The sequence below is a fragment of the Sphingomonas sp. Leaf198 genome (assembly GCF_001424005.1).
In the GTDB taxonomy this organism is placed as follows: Bacteria; Pseudomonadota; Alphaproteobacteria; order Sphingomonadales; family Sphingomonadaceae; genus Sphingomonas.
Genome location: NZ_LMPX01000002.1, coordinates 869,302 through 894,191, shown reverse-complemented (window position 1 = coordinate 894,191; position 24,890 = coordinate 869,302). Strand labels below are relative to the sequence as shown.

Genomic DNA, 24,890 nt, shown 5'->3' with positions numbered 1-24,890 from the left:
CATCGAACACTCGGCAGGTGCAACAGCGGCGCGATAGCGCTACTACGCGGGCATGACCGGGGGACGCATCGATCAACTGACAGAAGCTCAGCGCGCCTGCTTGCGGCTGGTGCTGACGCATCACAATTCGAAGGAGATCGCGGCGATCTTCGGCGTCTCGCCATCGGCGATCGACAAGCGGATCGAGCGCGCGATCCAGATTCTCGGCGTCGGCACGCGGTTCGAGGCGGCGCGTCGGCTTCAGGAGCATGAGGGCGCGGACGGCAATGTCGTCACGCAGGAGCGCCCTGCGCCTGATGCGGCAGACCCGACCGATACACCCATTCTGACATACGAACGGCTCCCATCCGAACCAATCGACGTTCCCATCCCCCCATCCGCACCCCCAAAGGTCGACCAGATCGAGCCATGGGGGCTCGTTCGCCGCTTTATGGGATTGTCCCAGCAGAGCGGGCCGATCGGCGCAGCGCGAAACCGGGTTTCGAGAGGCGACAGGATCGTCAGACTGATCGGACTCATGGGCCTGATTGCCATCACCTCGATGGCGCTCGTGAACATGGCGATGACGCTGACCAGCCTGTTGCGGGCGAACCGCGACCACGCTGCTCCGATACATGGCCCGTCAACGGCGGCGCCACGGGGGAGATAACGATGTTGAAAGAACGCCGCACCGCGACCGACGCGGTCACACAGCAATTCCTGAAGGCGGAAGCCGCGGTCGACGAGGCAGCCATGCTCGCCGCGTCGTGCGTCGCAACGCTGTTGCAACAGCGCGTCGCCGCCAACCTGCCCGTCGGCACGGGCGTCGCCGCCCTGCAGATGATCTCGCAGGCGTCGCTCGACATCATCAACGCCCGCCAGCGGTTCGTCGAAGCGCATCAGGCGCTCGTCCAGGTGCGGACGGATATCGGGCTGGGCCAGTTCTACGGTTACGGCGATACCGCCCAATGCCCGCCTAACGAAGGCGCACTGCGCGCCGAGACGCCGCTGCGTCTGGCAGCGGTGGCCTGATTGGCCGATTTCGGTCCTGCTTCGGAGGCTAAAGTTGGATCGGGTCTGGATCTTCTATTCGATACAACTGGCGGCTTCGGCCTACGCGATCCTTCGGGGTGGCGCACCGGAGCGGCTTACGGGTCTGGCACTGCTGCTTGCGGCAGTGTCGACCGGTATCGTCGAGCGCAACGTTCCTTCGCTGTTTTCGGGGCTGGAACTGGGCGTCATGATCGTCGACCTGATGCTGCTTGCGGTGATGATCGGGATCACGCTGAGCGCCGATCGTTTCTGGCCGGCCTGGGTTACCGCGCTGCATGCGCTGGGCACCGGGGCTCATCTGGCCAGGGCGATCAGCCCCGACGTGATCCGGCTCGTCTACGCGCTGCTCTCCGCAGCCTGGAGTTACCCCATCGTTCTGCTTCTCGTGATCGGGACAGCCAGGCACTCGCGACGAATCCGGGCAAGGGGCTGGGATCTCGATTGGAGCCGCCAGGATCCGACGATGCGCTGAAGCGTAATCGGATACAGCGCACATGACCTACGCATCCTCAATCGTTTCCGGCATCGCGCTGAAACACAGCCCACTGCCTATCCTGCACGACCCGGCTCTGGTCGAGGTCGCGCGGCGTCTCTACGCCATGAGAAAGATCCGCGACGACCTGCTCGGCACCAGCCTGTTCTCCGAACCGGCATGGGATATCCTGCTCGACCTGTTCATCTCCGACGACGACGGCCTTCGGCTCAGCGTATCGGCCGTGTGCATCGGCGCGCGCGCACCCTCGGCGACGGCGCTGCGGTATCTGACGATGCTGCAGGATTCGGGACTCGTCGAGCGGACGCGCGACGAACGCGACGGCCGCCGCTCCCACGTCCAGCTTACGACGCTCGGGCGCAGGCGGATGACGGGCCTGCTTGCGCGCATGGTCGACGTATAAGCGTGCCGACATGAGGGAATGCTGGAGCGGATGACGGGAATCGAACCCGTGTATTCAGCTTGGAAGGCTGCTGTACTACCATTGTACTACACCCGCTCGGCACGCCGTAGCGAAGCCCCGAACTAGCGTCGCCGCGCGGTCGGCGCAAGCACCCACATGGCAGCCTCCTGGCAGTTACGCCGCGAGGCCTCGCTCGCAAAGGGCCAGATGGTTCACGCGTTGCTTACCATTCCGCGCTACGGACGATGGCGATGGATCATGATGATGCGCTTTCCGCTCGACCCCAGCCCGATCCACGCCCGCGCTCCGCGGTCAGCGGCGGCGCCGGCCTCTGCGGCCTGATCGGCATCTTCGTTTGGTTGGGGATCGCGCGTCGGTATGGGTTGGACGGCCCCTATTCGGCGTTGGTCAACGTCGTCGCATGCGCGCTGCCGATGGTCGCTTGGTCGCTGCTGGTCGACAAGGTCCATCGCAACGCGAGCACGGGGATCGACTGGTCCGCCCCCAAACCCTTGCGCACGACGCTCGACACGAGCCTGACCAAGCTCGCGGGACTGTGGGCGACATGGGCCGCAATCGCGGTCATCTACGGAACCGTGCGATCATACTGGCAGGGTAATTTCGCGTTCGCGATGTGGTGTTTCACGAACGCCGCGCCGATCCTGTTCGTCGCATCGATCCCCTATGTGCTCTGGATCGATCGCCATCTGATCGAACCGCGCGACGGCGCCTGGCACCTCGGCGGCTGGATGACCGGGCAGGCGGGCGTCGAGCCCGAAGCGATCTACGGCCATCTTCGTGCCTGGGGTGTGAAGACCTTCTTTCTAGCCTTCATGCTGGCGATCGTCCCGCCGGGGTTCGCCACGTTCGTGCGCGGCGACCTGCAGTCGGTGCTGCACGATCCCGTCGCGCTGGCGAACTGGCTGATCACCTTCATGTTCCTGATCGACGTGGCGTTCGCGACGGTCGGCTATATCCTGACGTGCCGCCCGCTTGATTCGCACATCCGCAGCGCCAACCCGTTCGCGGCGGCGTGGATGGCGGCGCTGATGTGCTATCCGCCCTTCATCCTCATGAACGACGGCGGTCCGCTCGATTATCACCCGTGCACGTCGGATTGGGCGTACTGGTTCCAGGGGCATCCGGTGCTGCTCGCACTGATCGGTGCGGTGCTGGTCGCGTTGACCGCGATATATGCCTGGGCGACGATGGCGTTCGGCTTCCGCTTCTCCAACCTGACCAATCGCGGCATCCTGACGCACGGGCCCTACGCGATCTCGCGGCATCCGGCGTATCTGTCGAAGAACCTGTTCTGGTGGATCTCGACAATCCCGATCCTGACCACCGGGAGCATCGTCGATGCGGCGAGGGCGACGCTGTTGCTGGCCGCGGTCGGCGGGGTGTATTTCTGGCGGGCGAAGACCGAGGAGCGGCATTTGAAGCTCGACCCGGACTATCGCGCCTATTTCGACTGGATGACGCGCAACGGCTCGGTGCCACGGCTGTTCGCGAGGATCAAGGGCAAGGCCTGAGGACCGAGAACTTTCCGGATCTGGCGAGGACATAAGCCACCTCGCGTCCGTCATCCTGACGAAAGTCAGGATCCAGGGTCACCAGGGACAGCCGTTAATGGCTCTGGATCCTGACTTTCGTCAGGATGACGATAGACGTGCGGGCTAGTCTCCCCCGCAAGCGAAGGGGCGATTAGAAGCTCGATTCGTCGTACACTTTCGAAACGTCGCCGCCCCAGACGCCGTGATACTTCTCCAGCAGCACTTCGGCCGGTACCTTGCCGCTCCGCACGATCTCGCGCAGCGGATCGAGGAAGCCTGTCTCGTTATCGCCCGCCCGGTTGAACCGCGCGCGCGCCGACAACCCCGCACCGGCGATGTCGAGCACTTGCCCCGCGATATCGCGCAGCTTTCCGCCACCGGCGATCGGCGCGTTCAGCCCCAGCTTCGGCACCGCGTCACGCAGAGCCTGACGCTCGTCGATCGTCCAGTCCTTGACCAGGTCCCACGCCGCATCGAGCGCACCCTGATCGTACAGCAGCCCGACCCACAGCGCCGGCAGCGCGCAGATCCGGTTCCACGGGCCACCGTCCGCGCCGCGCATTTCGAGGAAGGTCTTCAACCGTACCTCGGGGAAGGCGGTCGACAGATGATCGGTCCAGTCGTCGAGCGTCGGCTTCTCGCCCGGCAGCACCGACAATTCGCCCTTCAGGAAGTCGCGGAACGACAGCCCGGCGGCGTCGATATACTTGCCCTCGCGGTAGACGAAGTACATCGGCACATCGAGCGCGTACTCGGCGTAGCGCTCGTAGCCGAAGCCATCCTCGAACACGAACGGCAGCATGCCGGTGCGGTGCGGATCGGTGTCGGACCAGATATGACTGCGATACGACAGCATGCCGTTCGGCCGCCCTTCCGTGAACGGCGAGTTGGCGAACAGCGCGGTCGCGAGCGGCTGGAGCGCGAGACCGACGCGGAATTTCTTCACCATGTCTGTCTCGGACGCGTAGTCCAAATTCACCTGGATCGTGCAGGTCCGCAGCATCATGTCGAGCCCCATGCTGCCGACGCGCGGCATGTGCCGCAACATGATCGCATAGCGCCCCTTGGGCATCGTAGGCAGTTCGGCGCGCGTTTTGTCCGGCCACATGCCGAGCCCGAGGAACCCGATGCCGAGTTTTTCGCCCGCCGCCTTCACCTGCTCGAGGTGACGCCCGGTCTCGGCGCAGGTCTCGTGCAGTGAATCGAGCGGCGCGCCCGACAGCTCGAACTGGCCTGCAGGCTCCAGGCTGATGCTGCCGTCGGGGCCCGACATGGCGATGGCGTTTCCGCCCTCCATGACCGGCTTCCAGCCATATTGCTCCAGCTCGCCGAGCAGCGCGCGGATGCCGCTTGGCTCGTCATAGGACGGGGCGTGGTGATCGCCGTTCGCGTAGACGAACTTCTCGTGCTCGGTGCCGATTCGCCATGCGTCCTTCGGCTTTTCGCCGCCCGCGAAGCTGGCGATCAACTGGTCGCGCGACTCGATCGTCGGGCTGGTCTTTTTCGGAGCGGGAATCGTCGTCATCGCCGCGCCTTACGCGTCGATGAACGAGGGTGCTAGAGGGTATCCGGACCAATCGGTACCGATGTCTTCGTGGCGGTCGGGACGCCTACCAGTCGCCCGCCGCCGCCATCCACAAGGCGACGGCAGCGCCTGCCGCGGTTTCCGCGCGGAGGATGCGGGGCCCCAGCCCGATCCCGACCGCATTCGGATGCGCGCGGATCGCCGCGCGTTCGTCGGCATCGAAGCCACCCTCGGGCCCGATCAGGATTGCCGCCGGTCCTGGTCGCGTCCGCATCGCTTCCAATGCCGGTACGCCACCGGTCTCATCCGCAAAGAACAGCGCGCGGTCCTCGGGCCAATCGCGCAGTAACGCGGCGAGCTTCACCGGTTCGGCCACCTCGGGCAGCGCGGTGCGCCCACATTGCTCCGCCGCCTCGATCATCTGCGTGCGCAGGCGTTCGGTATTGGGCTTGTCGACGATCGTCCGCCGCGTGACCACCGGCACCAGCCGCGCGACGCCCAGTTCACAAGCCTTTTCCGCCATCCAGTCGACCCGGCCCTTCTTAAGCGGCGCGGCGCAGAGCCATAGGTCAGGCACGTCCTCGCGCGGACGCAGCAATTCGGTGACGTCGAGCACCAGATCGCGCTTGCCGACGCTCGACGCCACCCCGAGCCATTCCCCAGTCCGGTCGTCGAACAGCTTCACCGGATCGCCGATCTTCATCCGCATCACCCCGACGAGATAATGCGCCGCTGCTCCATCGACCTGGAGCGGACCGGGCGCGAGCGGCGTATCGACGAAGAGGCGCGGCGTGGACTGCGGCGGCCAAGCGGGGGTTGCAGGCATAACTCGCCTCTAGCAAATCCTCCCCGGCACGGGGAGGGGGACCAGCAAAGCTGGTGGAGGGGGGATTCCACGCGAGAAGCGCTTGCGTTCAGCGTCTTCCACAAGGGTTGCGGCGCGTGCTTCGCCCTACGCCAGCGTTACGTTCGCGGCGATCCCCCTCCACCCTTCGCCAGAGGCGAACGGTCCCCCTCCCCGTGCCGGGGAGGATTTGAGGGCGCGCCTTTTCGAGAAGGGGCGTTCAGCGTCTCCGCCGCGCCCACATTTTTCGCGCGATCACCCAAGCCACAACCAGGACCACCACTCCAAGGATCAAGGCACCCGCAACTGCCCCGGCGACCCGGAATATTCCCCAGAACAACGCCTCGACGAAGCGGCCGACCGCAACCGAAAGGCCGATCATGCTGGAGGGTCCGAACGCGTCACACCCCACCGGTACCCGGCAAAGGCTTGCGCGCCAAACCCCGTCTTCCTACGCCCCCAGCATGCAGACCAAGCCGATGCACGAAGAAATCGTTCCCGACAGCGAGCATAAGGGCTTGGTCGGTCGCCTCCCGCCAACCCTCCGCGGCCTTGCGCTGCTCGCCCGTTTCGACCGCCCGATCGGCTGGTGGCTGCTCTTCTGGCCCGGCGCCTGGGGAGTCGCGCTAGCCGGTGGCGCAGTCGAGCGCTGGGACCTGATCCTCTGGCTCCTCCTCGGCAGCATCGCGATGCGCGGCGCGGGGTGCGTCTTCAACGACATCGTCGACCGCGACCTCGACGCGCAGGTCTCCCGCACCCGCGCCCGACCGATACCGAGCGGGCTCGTCTCGATCGCGCTCGCCTGGGTCTGGCTCGTCGCGCTCTGCCTGATCGGGTTCGTCGTCCTGCTGCAACTGACCTTTTTCGCCGCGATCGTCGCGCTCGCGAGCCTCGCACCCGTCGCCGCCTACCCGTTCATGAAGCGCATCACCTGGTGGCCGCAGGCGTGGCTCGGTATCGTCTTCTCCTGGGCGTTGCTGGTCGGCTGGAGCGACATCGCCGGCGCGCTCGATGCGCCGATGTGGCTGCTCTACGCGGGTTCGATCGCGTGGGTGATCGGCTACGACACGATCTATGCGCTGCAGGACCGCGAGGACGATGCGATGATCGGCATCCGCTCCTCCGCGCTCCGCATGGGTACGCATGTGAAGGCCGGCGTCGGAATCTTCTACGTCGCCGCCGTCGCCTTATGGGCCGCAGCCTTCTGGCAAGTCCGCCCCGACCCGCTCGCCATCGCCGCCCTCGTCCCCGTCGCGCTCCACCTCGCCTGGCAGGTCGCCACCCTCAAACCCGACACGCACGAAGGCGCCGGCACCGCCGCGCTCGCCCGGTTCCGCGCGAACCGTTTCGCTGGACTGCTGATGTTCCTCGCCTGCGTGGTTGTCGGCACGAGCCTGCATCCTTAAGTCGCTGATATGCTGACCCCAGACCAAGCCCGCGACCGCGCCCACGACATCGTCCAGCGCGCGAGGGCGGCGGGCGCCGACGCCGCCGACGCGGTCTTCGCCGCCGATGCCGCGCTCGACGTGTCGATCCGCCTCGGCAAGCTCGAGGATATCGGCCGCTCCGAAAGCGAAGACTTGGGCCTGCGCGTGTTCGTCGGCCAGCGTTCCGCCAGCGTCTCCACCTCCGACCTGTCGACCGCCGCGATGGACGCGCTCGTCGAACGCGCGGTGGCGATGGCGCGCGAAGCCCCTGAAGACCCCTGGGCAGGTCTGGCTCCCGCCGATCGCCTCCTTCACGGCATCACGCCAATGCTGGGTCTCGACGACGGCGGCGAAGCCAGCCCCGAGCAGCTCCGCGACGCCGCGCTCGAAGCCGAAGACGCCGCCCGTGCCGTCCCCGGCGTTTCGAACAGCGAAGGCGGCGGCGCCAGCGCCTCGCGCAGCGTCTGGGCTTTGGCCACCAGCCACGGTTTCGCGGGCGCCTATGCCGCGACCGGCTACGGCGTGTCGGCCAGCGTGCTCGCAGGCGAAGGCGGCGGCATGCAGCGCGACTATGCACACAGCAGCGCCCGCCTCCGCGCACATCTCGAATCGCCCGAAGCGATCGGCCGCCGCGCCGGCGAGCAGGCCGTCGCGCGCCTCAACCCCGGTCGCCTTGTCAGCGGCCCCACGACGATCGTCTACGACCGTCGCGTCGGCGGATCGCTGGTCGGTCACATGCTCGGCGCGATCTCGGGGCAGGCGATCACGCGGAAAACCAGCTTCCTGCTCGATTCGCTCGGCAGCCAGGTCTTCGCGCACGGCATCACCATCCGCGACGATCCGCACCGCCCTCACGGCCTGCGCTCGCGCCCGTTCGACGGCGAAGGCCTGCCCGTCTCGCCGAGCGACATCATCGAGGACGGCATGCTCGAACGCTGGCTGCTCGACTCCGCATCGGCACGCCAGCTCGGCCTCGAGCCCACCGGTCATGCAGCACGCGGCGTCGGCGGCGGACCCGGCGTATCGACCAGCAACGTGTTCATGGAGCCCGGCCACGTGCCGCTCGAAACGCTGATCGCCGACATCACGTCGGGCGTCTATGTCACCGAACTGATGGGCGGCGGCGCGAACGGCGTGACCGGCGACTACAGCCGCGGCGCGGCGGGCTTCAGAATCGAGAACGGCCAGATCGCCACGCCGGTCGCCGAGTTCACGATCGCCGGTAACGTCAAGAACATGTTCCTCGCGATGACCCCCGCCAACGACCTCGAATTCCGCTACGGCGTCAACGTGCCGACGCTGCGCGTGGAGGGCATGACGGTGGCGAGTGGCTGACCGGCGGCGTGGGCCGGAACGGTCGCCGGCATGGCTTCGCGCGATGGCGGACGCCGTCGCGGGTATTGCCGCGGAGGCCGGTGCGATGGCGCTCGACCGCTTCGACACCGACTTCCAGCGTTGGGAAAAGACCCCCGGCAGCCCGGTCTGCGAACTCGACATCGCGATCGACCGGATGCTCAAGGCGCGGCTGTCGACGTTGCTCCCCGAGGCCGGCTGGCTCTCCGAGGAAACCGCCGACAACGCCGACCGCCTCGCGCACGACCTGCTCTGGGTGGTAGACCCGATCGACGGCACGCGCGACTATATCCGCGCAAGGCCCGGCTGGTGCGTTTCGGTCGCGCTGGTCGATCGCGGCAAGCCGGTGATCGGCATTCTCGAAGCACCGTCGCGCGACGAACGGTGGCATGCAGTGGCAGGGCAGGGCGCCACCCGCAATGGCGTGCCGCTACAGGCCGGCACCCGTGCCGAGGTCGTCGGCAGCCGGACCCCCGTCGACGCGCTCCCTAAAGTAGACCGCGACCTCGTCATGGTCCACAAACCCAACTCGATCGCGCTCCGCATAGCGATGGTCGCCGCCGACGAAGCCGACCTCGTCGCCACGCTCCGCTGGGGTAACGAATGGGACATCGCCGCCGCGGTCCTCGTCGCGAGCGAAGCCGGTGCGACGGTCAGCGATGCGCTGGGCGCGCCACTCGTATTCAACAAGCCAAGACCGCAGGCGTTTGGCGTATTGACGAGCGTGGCGGGCATCCACGCCGCGGCCGTAGAACGGCTGTCCGATCGCGCTCGCGTACAGTTGCAGTAGCGACTGCTTGGCCCCCCGCGTTGGCTGACGGACAAGGTTCAAAATCGGCCAATGTCGTTACCGCGAATGGACCGCCGGTTGACGCCACGTCGATGTATCCGTCTTATCCTGTGTTGTGGTCCTCTGATAACCGGAGCGGCGCCGGAGAGAAGATATGTCCTTGTCCGTGTCGATCGCGATCCTGCTCCAGGCGATAGCGCCTCAAGCTGCGACCGAACCGGGTCCGGTCAAGCCGGACATCGTCGTCGAGGGACGCAATGAGGCGGTCATCCGCGACTTCGTCAAGCGTCTGGCGGATCCCATGCCGACTCACCAGTTGCCGCGGTGGGATCGGCAGATCTGTACGGGGGTCATCGGCCTCGATGCCGCGCAGGCGCAGATGATGAATGACCGGATCGCGCAGGTCGCCAATTCGGTCCATCTTCGAAGTGGCAAGCCGGGATGCTCGCCGACGATCCTGATCGTGGTGTCGCCGCAGGCGGACGCGGTCGCCAAAAGGGTGGCGGACAAATATCCGATCACCTTGCGCAGGGAGGGATCGGCGCGTCTCGACCGTTTCCGTCAGCCAAAACAGCCGGTCCGGTGGATCGGCACGACATACGAGGGTGCGGCGACAAATGCGTCGTCGGCGTTGAATGGATATTTCAAGGATGGGGCACTGCCATCCGCTGCTTCGTCGGGTTTTACAGGCAGCGCGACACGGATCAACGAGATCACGCGCGGTATCGTGTCGTCCATGCTGGTGATTGTCGATCCTGCGCAGATAGGATCGGTCAAGCTGGATGCCCTGTCCGACTATGTGGCGATGGTGGCGCTCGCCCGACCGGGGCTCGGACGTCCCGCGCCGACGACATCGATCCTGTCGCTGTTCGCAGACGCGACCGTCGCGCCGACGAGTATCACGCGTTTCGATCAGGACTATCTAAGCGGTCTATACACCACATCGCCTAATCATGACGCATTGTGGCAGGCTTCGAGTATCGCGAGGAGCATGAAAACGACGAAAAAACAGAATGGGCCGAAATAACCTCCGCCGATGAAGCGATTATCTTGCTGCGCGTTCATCCCTGCGCGCGAACTTCAGGAATCAGCCTCATACTGCAGGCTCGGTCTGCCCCGACCACGCGGTTTCCTCTTCGATCGAAATCATGTCGGCGACCCAGGCACGCGCTTGCCCTTCGTCCGGCTGGTCAGGTGGAACTGGAGGCACCGATCGCAGCGATAGGCCCTCAGCGGTACGCGTCCGGTCTGCGCCACGACGAGCGCGTCGGCTTCGGATACGAAGCGTGCCTTCCTGCGGCAGACGCTGAGCCGCGTGCGCTTCACCGCCTCAATCCTTGTACTTCATCTCCAGGAAGCGACCGCGAGTCGACAAATTGTCGAGGTCGCTCTGCGCAAGGCGGGCGGTCATCTCGCCGATCTCCTGTTCGATCAGCTTGAGGCCGTCGACCAGCTCGGCGTCGGGCGAGCGGCCGTTGCGCGGCGTCGTGCGGAGCGACGCCGGCACCTTCTCGTAATCCTTGACGAAGGCGGGGAGCTGTTCGCCGATCAGTTTCCGCACGTCGACCGCTTCCTGCGTGTTCGCGTCGAGCGTCGCCAACTGCGGCGTCAGCGTTTCGAGGCGCAGGCCGATCCGGTCGACCAGCGTCATCGCGGGTGCGGGGAGGGCGGGGCGTTGCGCCTCCAGCCAGCGTTCGGTCTGCGCGGGGAGGGCACGGATGTCGACCGCCGCGAGCCGTTCGGGCGTTGGGGCGCGCTCCGCTGGCCAGACCGCGAACAGCACCGTGGCCGCGACCAGCAGCGCCATCACCAGCATCGCGCCGCCGATCCCGAGCGGTACGATCCAGCCGATCACCATCGCCGCGATCAGGATCGACACGTCGGCGACCGCGATCCGGGTCAGTCGCTTGCCGATCGCCTGCGTCTGCCTCGCCCGCCCTCGTGACGGCGCACGCGCGATGACGGTGCCCGTCCGGTCGTCGGAAATGCGCGACCAGGAGGCACGGGCGCTGGCGATGGCGTCGTCGACTTCGCTCACGAGGGTTACATCGCCTCCAGCTTGAACGGGCTGGCGGAAGGTCCGCCCAACTGCCCCTGCGTCGCGCCTTCAGCACGCGCGATATACCCGCGGGATTTATCGACCTCGTTCGACAGCGCGCCGACGGTGACCTTCATCGAATCGAGCGCCTTCAGCTTGAACACGTCGATCGCGTCCATCGTGTCGTAGATATTCTGGAACGCGCGTTGCAGCGTCTCCAGCGGGATCGTCGCCGACGCCGCCTGTTCATGGATCTGCGCGGTCTGCGATTTTAGCAGCTTGCCGGTCGAATCGATGATGTTCGCGGTCGTCGTGTTGAGCGCGGTGATCTGCTCCAGCACCAGCTTCTGGTTGGTCAGCGCCTGCGCCACCGTCACCGCGGTGCGCAGCGCCGAGACGGTCGTGGTCGACGCGCGATCGACGCCCTTCACCAGCTCGACATTGTTCTTCTTGACCAGGTCGAGCGCGAGATAGCCCTGCACGGTCACCGCCATCTGCGTCAGCAGGTCCTGCGTCCGCTGGCGCGTGTAGAACAGCGCGGTCTCGCGGATCGCCTTCGCCTTGGCGGGATCGGTGTGGTCGAGGTCGTTGGCGACGTCCTCCAGCTTGGCGTCCATGGTCTTCGACAGATGGATCATCTGCTCGAGCCGGCCCATCGCGGCCCACAGGTTCGCGCGCTCGGTATCGATCGCGGCATTGTCCATCAGCAGCTCGTCCTTGCCCGAGCCGAGGCTCTTCAGGATCTGTGCGATGTGCGTCTGCGAGGACTTATAGCCGTCGAAATAATTGCGCATCTTGCCACCGAACGGGATGATCCCGAACAGCTTCTGCGGCGCGGTGAGGTTGCCCTTCTTGCCGGGATCGAGATCCTCGACGACGCGGCGCAGTTCGGCGAGGTCCTTGCCGACGCCGGTCTCCTGATCCATCGCCTTGACCGGGCGATCGAGGAAGCGGTTCGACTGGCCGGCGGCCTCGCGGATCTCCTTCGCGCCCATCGCGGTGATCGCATCGACTCGCTTGCCGAATTCGGGCGAGTTGACGTCCTGCGCGACGAGATCGGTGACGAAGCCCGACACGCGCTCCTCGAGCTGCGACTTCACGCCGGCATCGACGGGCACGAGGCCGGACGCCTTTGCGGCCGCGACCGTGGGCACCGGATCGGGCGGGGTCAGCACCAGGCCCGGCTCTTCCGTCAGCGTGTTCGGGGTCGTCGCCATGCTCGTGTCTCCGTTCGGTGGGGCATGGTGGCTGCAACCCGCCCCGCGTTCAACTGGCGTATATAGATAATACACTCAGGCTTGCCAACTGCTCTCCTTGAAACCGAGCGGCCGCGTGGACAGCTTGTCGGCGACATCACAGGAGTTCCAGCATGCGCGCCATCGGCTATACCAAGTCGCTTCCGATCGACGATCCGCAGTCGCTCGTCGACCTCGACCTCCCCAAGCCCGAAGCGGCGGGGCGCGACCTGCTGGTCGAGGTGAAGGCGGTTTCGGTCAACCCGGTCGACACCAAGATCCGCCAGCGTCGCGAAGATTCCGACGGCAAGCCACAGGTGCTCGGCTGGGACGCGTCGGGCGTCGTCGTCGCGGTCGGTGCGGACGTGACCGGGTTCAAGGTTGGCGACGAAGTGTTCTACGCAGGTGCGATCGACCGACCCGGTACCAATTCGGAATACCACCTCGTCGACGAGCGCATCGTCGGGCACAAGCCGACGTCGCTCGACTGGGCACAGGCCGCGGCGCTGCCGCTGACCTCGGTCACCGCGTGGGAGACGCTGTTCGACCGGCTCGACGTGCGCAAACCCGTTCCCGGTGCGGCGAACGCGATTCTGATCATCGGCGGGGCAGGCGGGGTCGGCTCGATCACGATCCAGCTCGCGCGGCAGCTCACCGACCTGACCGTGATCGCCACCGCGTCGCGCGACGAGACGCGCGGCTGGGTCGAGGAGCTCGGCGCGCATCACGTGATCGACCACCGCAAGCCGCTCGCCGCGCAGGTCGAGGCGCTGGGGATCGGCGCACCGGGGTTCGTGTTCTCGACGACGCATACCGACGAGCACATCGCCGAGATCGGCGAGCTGCTGGCGCCGCAGGGCCGGCTGGCGCTGATCGACGATCCGAAGACGCTCGACATCGTGCCGCTCAAGCAGAAGTCGATCTCGGTCCACTGGGAGCTGATGTACACGCGCTCGCTGTTCCAGACCGCGGACATGGGCGAGCAGGGGGTGTTGCTCGATGAGGTCGCGCGGCTGGTGGATGCGGGGACGATCCGGACGACGCTCGCGGAGAATTTCGGGAAGATCGACGCGGCGAATTTGCGGAAGGCGCATGCGCGGATCGAGAGCTATACGGCCAAGGGGAAGATCGTGCTGGCGGGGTTCTGAGCCTTCCGACTTTCCAGAGCGTTGCGTTAACTTAGGCCACCACCCCGGCGAAGGCCGGGGCCCAATTGGGGGAGGTTGCTAACGGATGGCGGCGCTCCATTATTGCCACCTTTCCAATTGGGCCCCGGCCTTCGCCGGGGTGGAATGGAGGGTGGGGCGTTGCATGTCGCCGCCACCTCACGATCCTCCCCCGCGAGGGGGAGGTGGCAGCGTAGCCTGACGGAGGAGCGGCAAGCGACCACGCCGGATTCGTGTCCTCCCCCTCCGTCCCCTTCGGCGACACCTCCCCCTGACGGGGGAGGATTGCGATATCCGCTCTGGCACCCTGGCAAACACACGATACTCTGCACCATGCTTCGCCCGCTGATCCTCGCGCTCGCCCTCCTCCCCGCGGCGGCCACGAATCGTCCCCCGCCAGCCGATCCGCTCACCGCAACTATCCACACCGAAGACGCCGACCGCTTCGCGACCCTCTTCGCCAAGACCAAGGGCAAGCCGACCACCGCGCAACTCAAACGCGACTATCTCGACAAGGGCAGTTTCGGGATCGGCGTCTTCACCCCCGGCCGGATCGTCGATGCGGACAATCTCGCGCACGCCATCGCGGCCAACCCCACCCGCTACGCGCAGGCGATCAAGACCTGCCTCCCCGCCGCCAAGACCGCCACCGCCGATCTCCGCGCGATCTATCTCGGCCTTCAAGGCGCGCTCCCCGACGTGAAGCTCCCGCAGGTCTATATAGTCTTCGGCGCGAACACCTCCGGCGGCACCGCCAAGCCCCGCGCCCAGGTACTCGGCCTCGAAGTTCTGTGCCGCATGTCGCCGACGCCCGAGAAGCTCCGCCAGACGCTCCGCCATTTCTTCGCACACGAGACGGTGCATTCCTTCCAGCAGGACGCCGGCATGACGCTCGCCCGCGATCCCCTGCTCACCGCGATCCTCGTAGAGGGCGCGGCGGACTTCATCGCGCAACTCGTCACCGGCGAGGAGCCAGACGCCGCCCGCGCCGCCTGGGCCACCCCTCGCGAGGCGGAACTCTGGCGCCAGATGCAGGCTGACATCGCGCTCACCCGCAAGCTCACCGACAAGGACGACCCGGAGGAAGGCTCGCCCGAAGCCAAGGCGTACGCCCGCTGGATCGGCAACTACTCCACGCCGCCCGCCGGCTGGCCGCCCGAACTCGGCTATTGGATGGGGCTGCGGATCTGGCAACGTTACTATGCCGCCGCGCCCGACAAACGCGCCGCGCTGAGGGCAATGCTGGCGGTCCGCGATCCCCGTGCTATTCTCGCCGCCGGAACATACAAGCGCCGCGGAGGTTCCCTCTAAAGGCGACGAAATGCCGCTGCGTCTTCCCGCGGCGCAACAATTACGCTATGGCGCGCGCCAACCCCGTTCCTCGATCAAGAGAATACATTCATGAGCCTCCGCAACGTGGCGATCATTGCGCACGTCGATCACGGCAAGACGACGCTGGTCGACCAGCTCTTCCGCCAGTCCGGCACCTTCCGCGACAACCAGCGCGTCGAAGAGCGCGCAATGGATTCGAACGACCTCGAAAAAGAGCGTGGCATCACCATTCTCGCCAAGCCGACCTCGGTCGACTGGACCCCTCCCGGCGAGTCCGAGAGCATCCGCATCAACATCGTCGACACGCCCGGCCACGCCGATTTCGGCGGCGAAGTGGAGCGCATCCTGTCGATGGTCGACGGCGTCGTCCTGCTGGTCGATTCGTCGGAAGGCGCGATGCCGCAGACCAAGTTCGTCACCGGCAAGGCGCTGGCACTCGGCCTGAAGCCGATCGTCGTCGTCAACAAGGTCGATCGCAACGACGCGCGCATCCAGGAAGTGCTCGACGAAGTGTTCGACCTGTTCGTGTCGCTCGACGCGAATGACGACCAGCTCGACTTCCCCGTGCTCTACGCATCGGGTCGCAACGGCTATGCCTCGACCGACATGGACGCGCGCGAAGGCACGCTGATCCCGATGTTCGAGACGATCGTGAAGCACGTGCCCCCGCCCGCCGTGGAAGTCGCCGGCGTGCCGTTCACCTTCCTCGTCACGCTGCTCGACCGCGATCCGTTCCTCGGCCGCGTCCTCACCGGTCGCGTCAATTCGGGTACCGTGAAGACCAACCAGGCGATCCACGCACTCGATAACGACGGCAAGATCATCGAGACCGGTCGTGCGTCCAAGATCATGTCGTTCCGTGGTCTCGAGCGCGTTCCCGTCGACGAAGCCAAGGCTGGCGACATCATTTCGCTCGCAGGCCTCTCGGTCGCCACGGTTGCCGACACGATCGCCGACATCACGGTGACCGAGCCGCTGCACGCGCAGCCGATCGATCCCCCCACGCTGTCGATGCGTTTTGCCGTGAACGACTCGCCGATGGCGGGCCGCGAGGGCAGCAAGGTGACGTCGCGCATGATCCGCGAGCGCCTGTTCCGCGAAGCCGAGTCGAACGTCGCCGTGAAGGTGACCGAGGCCGCCGACAAGGACAGCTTCGAAGTCGCCGGCCGCGGCGAGCTTCAGCTGGGCGTGCTGATCGAGACGATGCGTCGCGAAGGCTTCGAACTGGGCATCTCGCGTCCGCGCGTGCTGTTCGGCGAGGACGAGAACGGCAAGAAGACCGAGCCGTACGAGACCGTCATCATCGACGTCGACGAGGAGCATTCGGGTACCGTCGTCGAGAAGATGAACACGCGTAAGGCCGAGCTGACCGACATGCGTCCGTCGACCGGCGGCAAGACCCGCATCACCTTCTCGGCGCCGTCGCGCGGGATGATCGGCTATCATGGCGAATTCCTGTCCGACACGCGCGGCACGGGGATCATGAACCGGCTGTTCGAGAAGTACGGTCCGCACAAGGGCGCGATCGAGGGCCGCAAGAACGGCGTGCTGATCTCGAACGGTTCGGGCGAGGCGAACAACTATGCACTGGGGCCGCTCGAAGAGCGCGGCATCCTGTTCGTGGGCCACGGCGAGGCTCTCTATGAGGGCATGATCGTCGGCGAGAACGCCAAGCCGGACGACCTCGAGGTCAACCCGATGAAGACCAAGGCGCTGACCAACTTCCGCGCGAGCGGTGGCAAGGACGATCAGGTCCGCCTGTCGCCGCCGAAGCGCGCGACGCTGGAGCAGGCGATCGCGTACATCGACGATGACGAGATGGTCGAAGTCACGCCAAAGTCGATCCGCCTGCGCAAGCGCTTCCTGGATGCCAACGAGCGCAAGCGCGCTAGCCGGGCTAAGCAGAGCGCCTGAGGCCAGCGAAGGCGAAGCCGGCTGAGCCTCAGGCGCTCGGCCGGCCTCGCTCAAGCGAGGTCCGACGACGCGGCTTTGCCGCGGCGCGCCGGTTCGGAACTGAAGAAGGGCCGGGGGGAAACCTCCGGCCCTTTTCGTTTGCTTGGCCCGATTCGATCACCCAGCCACACGCCGTCATTCCCGCGAAGGCGGGAACCCATACTGATTAGCCTAACGGGTAACTTGCGGACGTCTGAGGATATGGATCCCCGCCTGCGCGGGGATGACGGACGTTGGGGCAGGGTGGCACGAAGCAGCGGTCGACGCGGTAGCGACATGCGAACTGCCGTCATCCTGACGAAAGTCAGGATCCAGAGTCACGAAGGTCGCTAGCCGTTACTCTGGATCCTGACTTTCGTCAGGATGACGGAGGGGACGATCCGCGGCAGTCGGCGCTCGCTTGCCACCCTCAAGCGGCAGTAATCCGCCCACCCCGCGCCAGTATCTCGCCACTCGTAACGATCACCCGATCCCCCAGCTTGACCTGCTCGAAGATCAACTTCGCAAACGCAGTCGGCACCCCAACGCACCCATGCGTAGCGTATTTCCCATCCATCAACGCGCTGCCATGAATCGAAACCCCATCATTGGTCAGCCGCATCATGTACGGCATCGGCGCCCCGTACAGGTTCGACACATGATGTGCGTCCTTCTGCGTGATCTTGAACACGCCCAGCGGGGTCGGCTTCTCGTCCGCGCCATAGATAACGGCCGCCGTCCCGATCTCGTACCCGCTGCGAAAGATCGACAAGGTCTGCGCCACCAGATCGACGGTGATGACGATCGGCCCTTCGGGTACGCCCTCCGTATCCCAGTAATACGCGCCATGCCGCAAAGGCTCGGGCACGTTCAGCACCCGCTTCACCACATACGCGTCGGCCGGTTCCTCGGCAGCGACAGCAACCGGCTTCGGCGCCGCCTTCGCAACCGGCACAGCGACCTGAGCCACCCGGGCAGGCGCCTCGACCGCCCGCACCTTAACCGGCGACCCGGACAGCGCCAGCCCACCGATCAGCACCGCACTCCCGCCGAGCACGGCAAAGGCGATCGCTCGCGTCGTCATCATCCTGCGCATCGCCGCACCCTATCCGATATTCGTGAACAATGCCCGGCCGGCCGCGGTGGCAATGTCCCCGCCCGGGACTGCTCCAGCTATACCGTGGGTTAACAAGCCGTTCCGAACCAGTTCAGACCGAATCGCCTAAATCCTGAAACACGGTCGGACACTTATGCGTTTGTCCCAGGCGGACCGGGCGTAACTAGTAACGGAGTTCGGAAGATGAACGGGTTTTTCAAGAAGGCAGGTTTGGGCGTCGCTTTGGCGGCTACGGCACTCACTGCCGCCGCGCCGGCCGATGCGCAGCGCTGGGGTGGGTATGGCCGTGGCTACGGCGGCGGCTGGGGCGGCTACCACCATCGTGGCGGCGGCAATGTCGCGGGCGCAGCGGTGCTGGGCGGTATCCTCGGGCTCGGCGTCGGTGCAGCGATCGCCAGCAGCAACCGGCCGCGCTATTACGACCGCGGCTATTACGACGCGCCCCCGCCGCCCCCGCGGGTCTATTACGAGGCACCGGTGGCGACCTATTATGCGCCGCGGTGCTGGAACGAATGGCGGGTCGACCCCTATTATGGCGACCGGGTTTCGGTGCGGGTCTGCAACTGATCCGACCACAAGATCGACAGGCGGCGTCGGGAGCAATCCCGGCGCCGCTTTTTCGTCAGGTGCCTTTTTTGTGGCGCGCGCCCGGTGCTTGCCGCTAGACGCGCGACCATGACCGATACGCCCAACACCCCCGAGACCGAAGCCGCCGCCACCCCGGCCGCAACCGGCGACACGCCCCCCGATCGTCTGTCGATCAACCAGCGCAGCCCGTTCTTCCAGCAGGACTTGCTCGAACGCGGCATCGGTATCCGCTTCAAGGACAAGGTACGCCACGACGTCGAGGAATACTGCATCTCGGAAGGCTGGATCCGAGTCGCGCTCGGCAAGAAGGTCGACCGCAACGGTAACGCGCTGACGCTGAAGCTGGTCGGCCCGGTCGAGGCCTGGTTCGAGCGTCCGGCAGCAGACGCGGACACCGACGAGGGCTAAGCCAATTTTCCCCCCTCCCTGAAAGGGAGGGGCCGGGGGTGGGTAGGCCAGCGTGAGCCACAACCGCCTAAACACGCGGAACCCGACCCACCCCCAACCCCTCCCTTCCAGGGAGGGGCGTAAGGAGAAGCCTAGGCCTCCACGCCCTCCAGCGCCTCGCTAGCCTCAAGCCACTTCGCCTCGCTAGCCTCAAGCTTCGCATGCACCTCGGCGCGACGCTTGCTCAGGTCCCCCATCGACATCCGCGAGAACCGCGGCTCCGCATTAGCCGGATCGACCATCGCACGGTCCAGAGCATTGCGCTCCTTGGTGAACTTCGCGGTCTGCTCCTCGATCTCGCGCAGAGCCTTGCGCAACGCCGCGTCGTTGCTCTTCGCCTCGGCCGCAGCCTTCTTGCCGGCCTTCTTGTCCGCCTTCGACGCCGCATCGCCTTTGCCGCCATCGCCCTTCAGGACGAACGCGATATAATCGTCGAGGCTGCCGTCGAATTCCTTCGCCGTCCCGTCGTCGACCAGCACCAGCCGATCCGCGGTCAGCTCCAGCATGTGCCGGTCATGGCTGACCAGTACGACAGCGCCAGTATAGGCGTTGAGCGCCTGCACCAGAGCCTCACGCGCATCGACGTCCAGATGGTTGGTAGGCTCATCGAGGATCAGCAGGTGCGGTGCATCGCGCGTGATCAGCGCCAGCGCCAGACGCGCCCGCTCGCCACCCGACAGCTTGCCGACCCGGGTCGTCGCCTTGTCGCCGGAGAAGCCGAACCGCCCCAGCTGCGCGCGCACGGCAGCCGGAGTCGCGCCCTTCATCAGGTGCGACATATGCTCGATCGGCGAATCGGTCGGATCGAGTTCCTCGACCTGATACTGCGTGAAATACCCGACCTTCATCTTGCCTGAGGACGACATCTCGCCGTCCATCGGCGTCAACTGCGCCGCCAGCAGCCGCGCGAGCGTGGTCTTGCCGTTGCCGTTGCGCCCGAGCAGCGCGACCCGGTCGTCGGGATCGAGCCGCATGTTGAGCCGCTTCAGGATCGGCACGTCGGCATAGCCCACGGTCGCCATATCCAGCGTGATCAAAGGCGGCCGCAGTTCGGTCGGATTGGGAAAGCCGAACGACAGCGTCGGATCGTTGTAGCTCTCGGCGATCGGCTGCATCTTCGACAGCATCTTCTGCCGCGACTGCGCCTGCTTCGCGGTCGAGGCGCGGGCGGAATTCTTCGCGATATATTCCTGCAGCTTCTCGCGCTGCACCGCCTGGTTGGCGCGCGCCGCCTCGATCTGCGCGAGACGCTCGGCACGCTGCCGTTCGAACGCGTCGTAGCCGCCCGGATACAGCGTGATCTTGCCGCCTTGCAGATGCAGGATGTGATCGACCACGTTGTTGAGGAAGTCGCGCTCGTGGCTGACCACCACGATCGTCGCCTTGTAGCCCTTGAGGAAGTCCTCCAGCCACATCACCGCTTCGAGATCGAGATGGTTCGAAGGCTCGTCGAGCAGCAGCAGATCCGGCTGCGAGAACAGCAGCGCGGCAAGCGCGACGCGCATCTTCCAGCCACCCGAGAAGCTGTCGAGCGTGCGCGCCTGCATGTCCTCGTCGAAGCCGAGGCCGAGCAGGATCTGCGCGGCGCGGGCGGGCGCGGTATAGGCGTCGATCGCGATCAGCCGCTCGTACACGTCGCCGAGCCGGTCGGGATCCTCGCTCGTCTCGCTCTCGATCATCAGCGCGGCGCGCTCCAGATCGGCTTCGAGCACGGTCTCGAACGGCGTCTTCACACCGTGCGGGGCCTCCTGCGCGAGGTAACCGATCCGCGCGCCCTTCGGCATGTCGGCGGAACCGTCGTCGGGCTCCAACTGCCCTGCGATCACGCGCACCATCGTCGACTTGCCCGCGCCGTTGCGCCCGATCAGCCCGACGCGCGAGCCCGGCGGCAACGCAGCGGTGGCGCCATCGAGGATAACGCGTCCGCCCAGGCGCACCGTGATATTGTTCAGGTTCAGCATGCGCGTCCCGTTAGCAGATGCAGCATGGTTTTGCGAGGGGAGGGGTGGGCGCTGTTTTCGGATCGGTCCCCAATACCGACGCTTCTCGATCCTCCCCCGCCAGGGGGGATGGCGCCAAAGGCGACGGAGGGGGAGGACATGGATCAGACGTTTCGCGCGCCTCCCCCCCGTCTGGCAAGCGCCAGCCACCTCCCCCTTGCGGGGGAGGATCAGTCGCGGGCTCGCCGGCAATTTAGAGCACCACCCCGGCGAAGGCCGGGGCCCAATTGGAAAGGTGGTCGTAACGGAGCGCCATCCGCCGTTAGCGACGTTTCCCAATTGGGCCCCGGCCTCCGCCGGGGTGGTGGCCTTGGAGTGGTTAGGTTTCGTCCGAAACTACCGCGCCCGACTGCTCAACCCCGCCGATCATCGCAGACCCCCGCCCACCAACATGAATCCGCACTCCGGAAACCAACCGCATAGGCACAATCGCCGCACCCGCCATCGTTGAGCCAGAACGCGACACCCCCCGGTGCACCGTCACCCCGTGCAGCGCATCGGCCGTCTCCGCGCCCAAGTCCGCAACGTCGTCCCGATTACCATAATGCACCGAAACCCCAGCAACCTGCGTCGCAACCGCCGCCACGCCACCACCGCTCGCCAAACCAACATCCCGAACCCCAGGCTCGACCCCAGCATAAGCCTGCCGAAACGTCAGAGCCCGCTCCAACGCCCCCTGCCAGCGATAAAACACATGCGCCCCAACCGTCGTGATCCGCGCAAGACTCGACGCCCACCAAGGCAGGATACTCGTCGTATGAAACGACGTCGCCGCCCCGACCGGCGCATATACGCTCCCCCCAAGCGCCGCGCTGGCCACCGCCCGCGCCCGATCCCAAGCCCCCGGCTCCCGCGCACGGTTCATCGAGCCGTCGCACGTGAAGCTGAACTGGCACCCGGTCCGCCGCTCGGACCCCTGATACACGACCCCGCAAACGCTGTTCGGAAAGGCCCGGTCGCGCACCCGGTTCAGCACCACCTGCGCCACCGCCCGCTGCCCATCCTCCGACTGCGACCGCGCCTCGTAATACACGGCGGCGGTCAGGCAGTCGGCCGCACGGCTAGCGTCATCGACAGAGTTCGAGGTCAAAAACGGCGGAGCAACGAACGGCGCCGCAGCCGCAAACGGCGCATCCGGTGCGGCCGTCGCGATCTTGGCCGAGATGTCGTCCGGCACATGCAACGCCATCCGGCTCAGCAAGGCTCGCGAGTTCCGCTCCGGCTGGACCCGAGCGATCGCCGCCGGCCGATCCGCCGGCACGCACGACGTCGCCATCACCAAAGCGGGCAGACTGATCAGCGCATGTGGATAAAGGCCGTAACCCGACGTCTTCATCCCCCCGCTCTAGGGCGCGGGGTTTAGGGACTGGTTAATGCGGCACCCCAATCCTCCCCTGCAAGGGGAGGTGGCAGCCCGCAGGGCTGACGGAGGGGGATCACGCTATCGAGGGGGCGATACCCCTCCGTCTGGCTTCGCCATCCACCTCCCCTTCCAGGGGAGGATCAAAAATCAGTGAACGAACCGCGCCACCACATCGCGATACGACCGCGAAACCTTCACGCTTGCCCCGGAATTCAACACCAGGAAGCATTCCCCATTCGTATGCGGCTTGACCTGCTTCACCAGATCCAGATTCACGATCGTCGACCGATGCACCCGCTGGAACCTGCGCGGATCAAGCCGCTTCTCCAGATCCTTCATCGTCTCGCGCAAAATCAGCGTATTATCGCCGGTATAAATGCACATATAATCGCCAGCCGCATCGATCCGCTCGATCGTGTCCACATCGACGCGGAAGATCTGCCCGCGATCCTTGATGTTGATGAGCTTCTCGAACCGGTTCGCCGACACCGCATCCCCATCCGGCATGTCCGCCGCCGCATCCGGCGCGACATCGGCGAGCACTTCGCGCAACCGATCGACTTCCTCGACGCCGCGCTTTTCCGACAGACGCTGCCGAACCCGCTCGATCGTATCCGCCAGCCGCGATTCCTCGACCGGTTTCATCAGGTAATCGACCGCCTGCGCCTCGAACGCACGCAAGGCATGGTCCGAATAGGCGGTGACGAACACGAACAACGGCGGTTCGACCTCCATCAGGCCCTGCACGACGGAGAACCCGTCGAACCCCGGCATCTGGATATCGAGGAAGACGAGGTCGGGCTTGTGCGTCTTGATCGCGCGAATCGCCTCGCGGCCGTTCGAGCATTTTTCGATGATCTCGACGTCTTCATGGGCCTGGAGTCGGAGTTCCAGCCCCTGGATCGCCAGCGGCTCGTCGTCGACGAGAATGGTACGGATGGTCATGAGGCCTCTCTGTTCACGTCTTCCAGCTGATACGGTATCTCGATTTCTACCGAGAAGCCGCCAGCCGGCGTGGAGCGGGTTTCGAAACGGTGGTCGGGCCCATATGCCTGAGCCAACCTGTCTCTAATATTAGCGAGCCCCACGCCGGTCGAATGGCTTGAACCGATCCGGCCCTCGATCAAGCCCGGACCGGTATCGGATACGGCGATCTGCACGCGTTCCCCGGCGAGCCGCACTTCGACGCAGATTTCGGCGCCTTCCTCCTGCGGGGTGACGGCATATTTGATCGCGTTTTCGACCAGCGGTTGCAGCAGCAGCGAGGGCAGGCGGGCGCGTTCGGCGCGCGGATCGATCTCGAATTTCGGTCGCATCCGATCCTCGAAACGCATCTTCTCGATCTCGAGATACAGCTTCAGCTGGTCCACCTCCTGCGCGACGGTTACGTGCGCGGTCGGCTCGTTCGCCAGCGTATAGCGCAGGAACGACGACAGCCGGCTGAGCATCGCATTCGCCCGCTCGGTCTGCTTGAGCAGCACCAGCGTCGAGATCGAGTTCAGCGTGTTGAACAGGAAATGCGGGTTGAGCTGATAGCGCAGCATAGCGAGCTGCGCCGACGACGCCTGATTCTCGAGATGCTCCATCTGATCGATCTGCTGCTCGACGATCAGGTAGAAGTTGATCCCGAAATACAGCGCCGACCAGCCGAACAGCACGGTGAAGGTGATGTAGATCGACACCAGCAGCCGGCCCAGCGTCACGCCTGGCGTTGCGCTGGCGATAAACGAGAAGGTGAACGCGTCGAGCACCGCGTACAGGAACGTCGCGGCAGCGAGCGTCGCGATCGTCAGGAATATCGCCACCAGTCGCGGCAACCCGCGGTACATCCCGTAGAAGGTCGAGAGCAGGAGCGTGATGCAATAGCCGAGGATCGCCTCGACGATCACCGGGATCACGACGTCGAGCGTCACGCCGTTCGAGATCGACACGACCCCGCGCAGCAACAGGTATCCGCTCCATCCCACCGCCTGCAACGTCCAGAACGCGCGGCTTTTATTCTCGAAGAACGGCCGCGCGGTGAAGGGCAGTGATCGGGTGCCGCGGACGGATCCGGCCGCGCTCGATCCGTGCGTGCTGGGTGCGGTCGGCGGGGCAGGAACGGGAAGCGTAGCCATGATGGCATCGGCTCTTACACGCCGAGGCTAGCCCACGCAAAACCAAGTCTTGGGCCGGCAACCGATCTTCCGCGCGGTCTTAACCTGTGTCGACTTGCGATCGACGGCTGTCGTCAGCGGTCGGGTGGCGGACAT

25 protein-coding genes and 1 tRNA gene are annotated in these 24,890 nt (G+C 65.7%); 14 read left to right on the top strand and 12 right to left on the bottom strand.

Features of this window, described 5'->3' with window-relative positions; genetic code table 11:
- Positions 1-52: 52 nt before the first annotated feature.
- The 4 genes from ASG20_RS11160 to ASG20_RS11145 are packed head-to-tail and all read left to right on the top strand — an operon-like array spanning position 53 to position 1,928.
- Complete coding sequence (locus tag ASG20_RS11160; RefSeq protein ID WP_056052032.1) at positions 53-649, top strand: sigma factor-like helix-turn-helix DNA-binding protein; 597 nt, start codon at positions 53-55, stop codon at positions 647-649.
- 2 nt (positions 650-651) lie between these two features.
- Entirely contained in the window at positions 652-1,011 is a 360-nt protein-coding gene (locus ASG20_RS11155; protein ID WP_056052029.1) for a hypothetical protein, read from the top strand.
- 34 nt (positions 1,012-1,045) lie between these two features.
- On the top strand, positions 1,046-1,504 hold the full coding sequence (locus ASG20_RS11150; RefSeq protein WP_056052025.1) for a hypothetical protein: 459 nt from the start codon (positions 1,046-1,048) through the stop codon (positions 1,502-1,504).
- 22 nt (positions 1,505-1,526) lie between these two features.
- On the top strand, positions 1,527-1,928 hold the full coding sequence (locus ASG20_RS11145) for a winged helix DNA-binding protein (RefSeq protein ID WP_056052022.1): 402 nt from the start codon (positions 1,527-1,529) through the stop codon (positions 1,926-1,928).
- A 22-nt stretch (positions 1,929-1,950) separates the two neighbouring features.
- Here the strand turns inward: ASG20_RS11145 and ASG20_RS11140 are convergent.
- A tRNA-Gly gene (locus tag ASG20_RS11140) sits at positions 1,951-2,024 on the bottom strand.
- A 155-nt stretch (positions 2,025-2,179) separates the two neighbouring features.
- Here ASG20_RS11140 and ASG20_RS11135 point away from each other — a divergent pair.
- Positions 2,180-3,460 (top strand): methyltransferase family protein, encoded by a 1,281-nt coding sequence (locus ASG20_RS11135; protein WP_056053077.1) that lies wholly within the window; start codon positions 2,180-2,182, stop codon positions 3,458-3,460.
- Between the two features lie 172 nt (positions 3,461-3,632).
- On the opposite strand, the gene ASG20_RS11130 is transcribed toward ASG20_RS11135, so the two are convergent.
- From ASG20_RS11130 to ASG20_RS19675, 3 genes are all read right to left on the bottom strand, one after another.
- Positions 3,633-5,006, bottom strand: a complete 1,374-nt coding sequence (locus tag ASG20_RS11130) for a glutamate--cysteine ligase (RefSeq protein WP_056052019.1) — start codon at positions 5,004-5,006, stop codon at positions 3,633-3,635.
- Positions 5,007-5,091: 85 nt separating this feature from the next.
- Complete coding sequence (locus tag ASG20_RS11125; RefSeq protein WP_056052015.1) at positions 5,092-5,832, bottom strand: 16S rRNA (uracil(1498)-N(3))-methyltransferase; 741 nt, start codon at positions 5,830-5,832, stop codon at positions 5,092-5,094.
- A gap of 238 nt (positions 5,833-6,070) precedes the next feature.
- Positions 6,071-6,232 carry a hypothetical protein gene (locus tag ASG20_RS19675; protein WP_168371625.1) on the bottom strand — a complete coding sequence of 54 codons (162 nt, stop codon included), beginning with the start codon at positions 6,230-6,232 and terminating at the stop codon, positions 6,071-6,073.
- 97 nt (positions 6,233-6,329) lie between these two features.
- On the opposite strand from ASG20_RS19675, the gene ubiA reads away from it, so the two are divergent.
- The 4 genes from ubiA to ASG20_RS11100 all read left to right on the top strand — a co-directional run bounded on the left by ubiA (position 6,330) and on the right by ASG20_RS11100 (position 10,447).
- Positions 6,330-7,256, top strand: a complete 927-nt coding sequence (gene ubiA / locus ASG20_RS11115) for a 4-hydroxybenzoate octaprenyltransferase (protein WP_056053074.1) — start codon at positions 6,330-6,332, stop codon at positions 7,254-7,256.
- Between the two features lie 9 nt (positions 7,257-7,265).
- Positions 7,266-8,612, top strand: a complete 1,347-nt coding sequence (locus ASG20_RS11110) for a TldD/PmbA family protein (protein WP_056052009.1) — start codon at positions 7,266-7,268, stop codon at positions 8,610-8,612.
- Between the two features lie 43 nt (positions 8,613-8,655).
- Positions 8,656-9,420 (top strand): 3'(2'),5'-bisphosphate nucleotidase CysQ, encoded by a 765-nt coding sequence (locus ASG20_RS11105; RefSeq protein WP_056052006.1) that lies wholly within the window; start codon positions 8,656-8,658, stop codon positions 9,418-9,420.
- A 154-nt stretch (positions 9,421-9,574) separates the two neighbouring features.
- Positions 9,575-10,447 carry a hypothetical protein gene (locus ASG20_RS11100; protein ID WP_056052004.1) on the top strand — a complete coding sequence of 291 codons (873 nt, stop codon included), beginning with the start codon at positions 9,575-9,577 and terminating at the stop codon, positions 10,445-10,447.
- 119 nt (positions 10,448-10,566) lie between these two features.
- Here ASG20_RS11100 and ASG20_RS11095 read toward each other — a convergent pair whose 3' ends face one another.
- Genes ASG20_RS11095 through ASG20_RS11085 form a run of 3 tightly spaced genes read right to left on the bottom strand, consistent with a single transcriptional unit; the run spans position 10,567 to position 12,675 of the window.
- Positions 10,567-10,746: a hypothetical protein gene (locus tag ASG20_RS11095; protein WP_056052001.1), complete on the bottom strand. Its 180-nt coding sequence runs from the start codon at positions 10,744-10,746 to the stop codon at positions 10,567-10,569.
- 4 nt (positions 10,747-10,750) lie between these two features.
- Positions 10,751-11,458: a hypothetical protein gene (locus ASG20_RS11090; protein ID WP_231420230.1), complete on the bottom strand. Its 708-nt coding sequence runs from the start codon at positions 11,456-11,458 to the stop codon at positions 10,751-10,753.
- A gap of 5 nt (positions 11,459-11,463) precedes the next feature.
- Positions 11,464-12,675, bottom strand: a complete 1,212-nt coding sequence (locus ASG20_RS11085; protein WP_056051998.1) for a toxic anion resistance protein — start codon at positions 12,673-12,675, stop codon at positions 11,464-11,466.
- A 152-nt stretch (positions 12,676-12,827) separates the two neighbouring features.
- On the opposite strand from ASG20_RS11085, the gene ASG20_RS11080 reads away from it, so the two are divergent.
- The 3 genes from ASG20_RS11080 to typA all read left to right on the top strand — a co-directional run bounded on the left by ASG20_RS11080 (position 12,828) and on the right by typA (position 17,105).
- Positions 12,828-13,841, top strand: a complete 1,014-nt coding sequence (locus ASG20_RS11080; RefSeq protein WP_056051995.1) for a zinc-binding alcohol dehydrogenase family protein — start codon at positions 12,828-12,830, stop codon at positions 13,839-13,841.
- A gap of 351 nt (positions 13,842-14,192) precedes the next feature.
- The gene (locus tag ASG20_RS11075; protein WP_056051993.1) at positions 14,193-15,170 is read left to right on the top strand and encodes a hypothetical protein; all 978 of its coding nucleotides are present in this window, start codon (positions 14,193-14,195) and stop codon (positions 15,168-15,170) included.
- Between the two features lie 90 nt (positions 15,171-15,260).
- On the top strand, positions 15,261-17,105 hold the full coding sequence (gene typA / locus ASG20_RS11070; RefSeq protein ID WP_056051990.1) for a translational GTPase TypA: 1,845 nt from the start codon (positions 15,261-15,263) through the stop codon (positions 17,103-17,105).
- A gap of 448 nt (positions 17,106-17,553) precedes the next feature.
- Here typA and ASG20_RS11065 read toward each other — a convergent pair whose 3' ends face one another.
- Entirely contained in the window at positions 17,554-18,219 is a 666-nt protein-coding gene (locus tag ASG20_RS11065) for a L,D-transpeptidase family protein (RefSeq protein WP_082470896.1), read from the bottom strand.
- Positions 18,220-18,423: 204 nt separating this feature from the next.
- Between ASG20_RS11065 and ASG20_RS11060 the strand changes: the two genes are divergently transcribed.
- Positions 18,424-18,807 (top strand): hypothetical protein, encoded by a 384-nt coding sequence (locus ASG20_RS11060; RefSeq protein ID WP_056051987.1) that lies wholly within the window; start codon positions 18,424-18,426, stop codon positions 18,805-18,807.
- Positions 18,808-18,915: 108 nt separating this feature from the next.
- Positions 18,916-19,236, top strand: coding sequence for a DUF3297 family protein (locus ASG20_RS11055; protein ID WP_056051985.1), 321 nt, complete (start codon positions 18,916-18,918; stop codon positions 19,234-19,236).
- A gap of 131 nt (positions 19,237-19,367) precedes the next feature.
- Here ASG20_RS11055 and ASG20_RS11050 read toward each other — a convergent pair whose 3' ends face one another.
- The 4 genes from ASG20_RS11050 to ASG20_RS11035 all read right to left on the bottom strand — a co-directional run bounded on the left by ASG20_RS11050 (position 19,368) and on the right by ASG20_RS11035 (position 24,755).
- Positions 19,368-21,236, bottom strand: a complete 1,869-nt coding sequence (locus ASG20_RS11050) for an ABC-F family ATP-binding cassette domain-containing protein (RefSeq protein WP_056051982.1) — start codon at positions 21,234-21,236, stop codon at positions 19,368-19,370.
- 358 nt (positions 21,237-21,594) lie between these two features.
- Positions 21,595-22,611 (bottom strand): cell wall hydrolase, encoded by a 1,017-nt coding sequence (locus ASG20_RS11045; RefSeq protein WP_056051979.1) that lies wholly within the window; start codon positions 22,609-22,611, stop codon positions 21,595-21,597.
- A 174-nt stretch (positions 22,612-22,785) separates the two neighbouring features.
- Positions 22,786-23,583 (bottom strand): LytR/AlgR family response regulator transcription factor, encoded by a 798-nt coding sequence (locus ASG20_RS11040; RefSeq protein WP_031393111.1) that lies wholly within the window; start codon positions 23,581-23,583, stop codon positions 22,786-22,788.
- Positions 23,580-24,755: a sensor histidine kinase gene (locus tag ASG20_RS11035; protein WP_082470895.1), complete on the bottom strand. Its 1,176-nt coding sequence runs from the start codon at positions 24,753-24,755 to the stop codon at positions 23,580-23,582. The genes ASG20_RS11040 and ASG20_RS11035 overlap by 4 nt, the downstream gene beginning before the upstream one ends.
- Positions 24,756-24,890 lie beyond the last annotated feature (135 nt).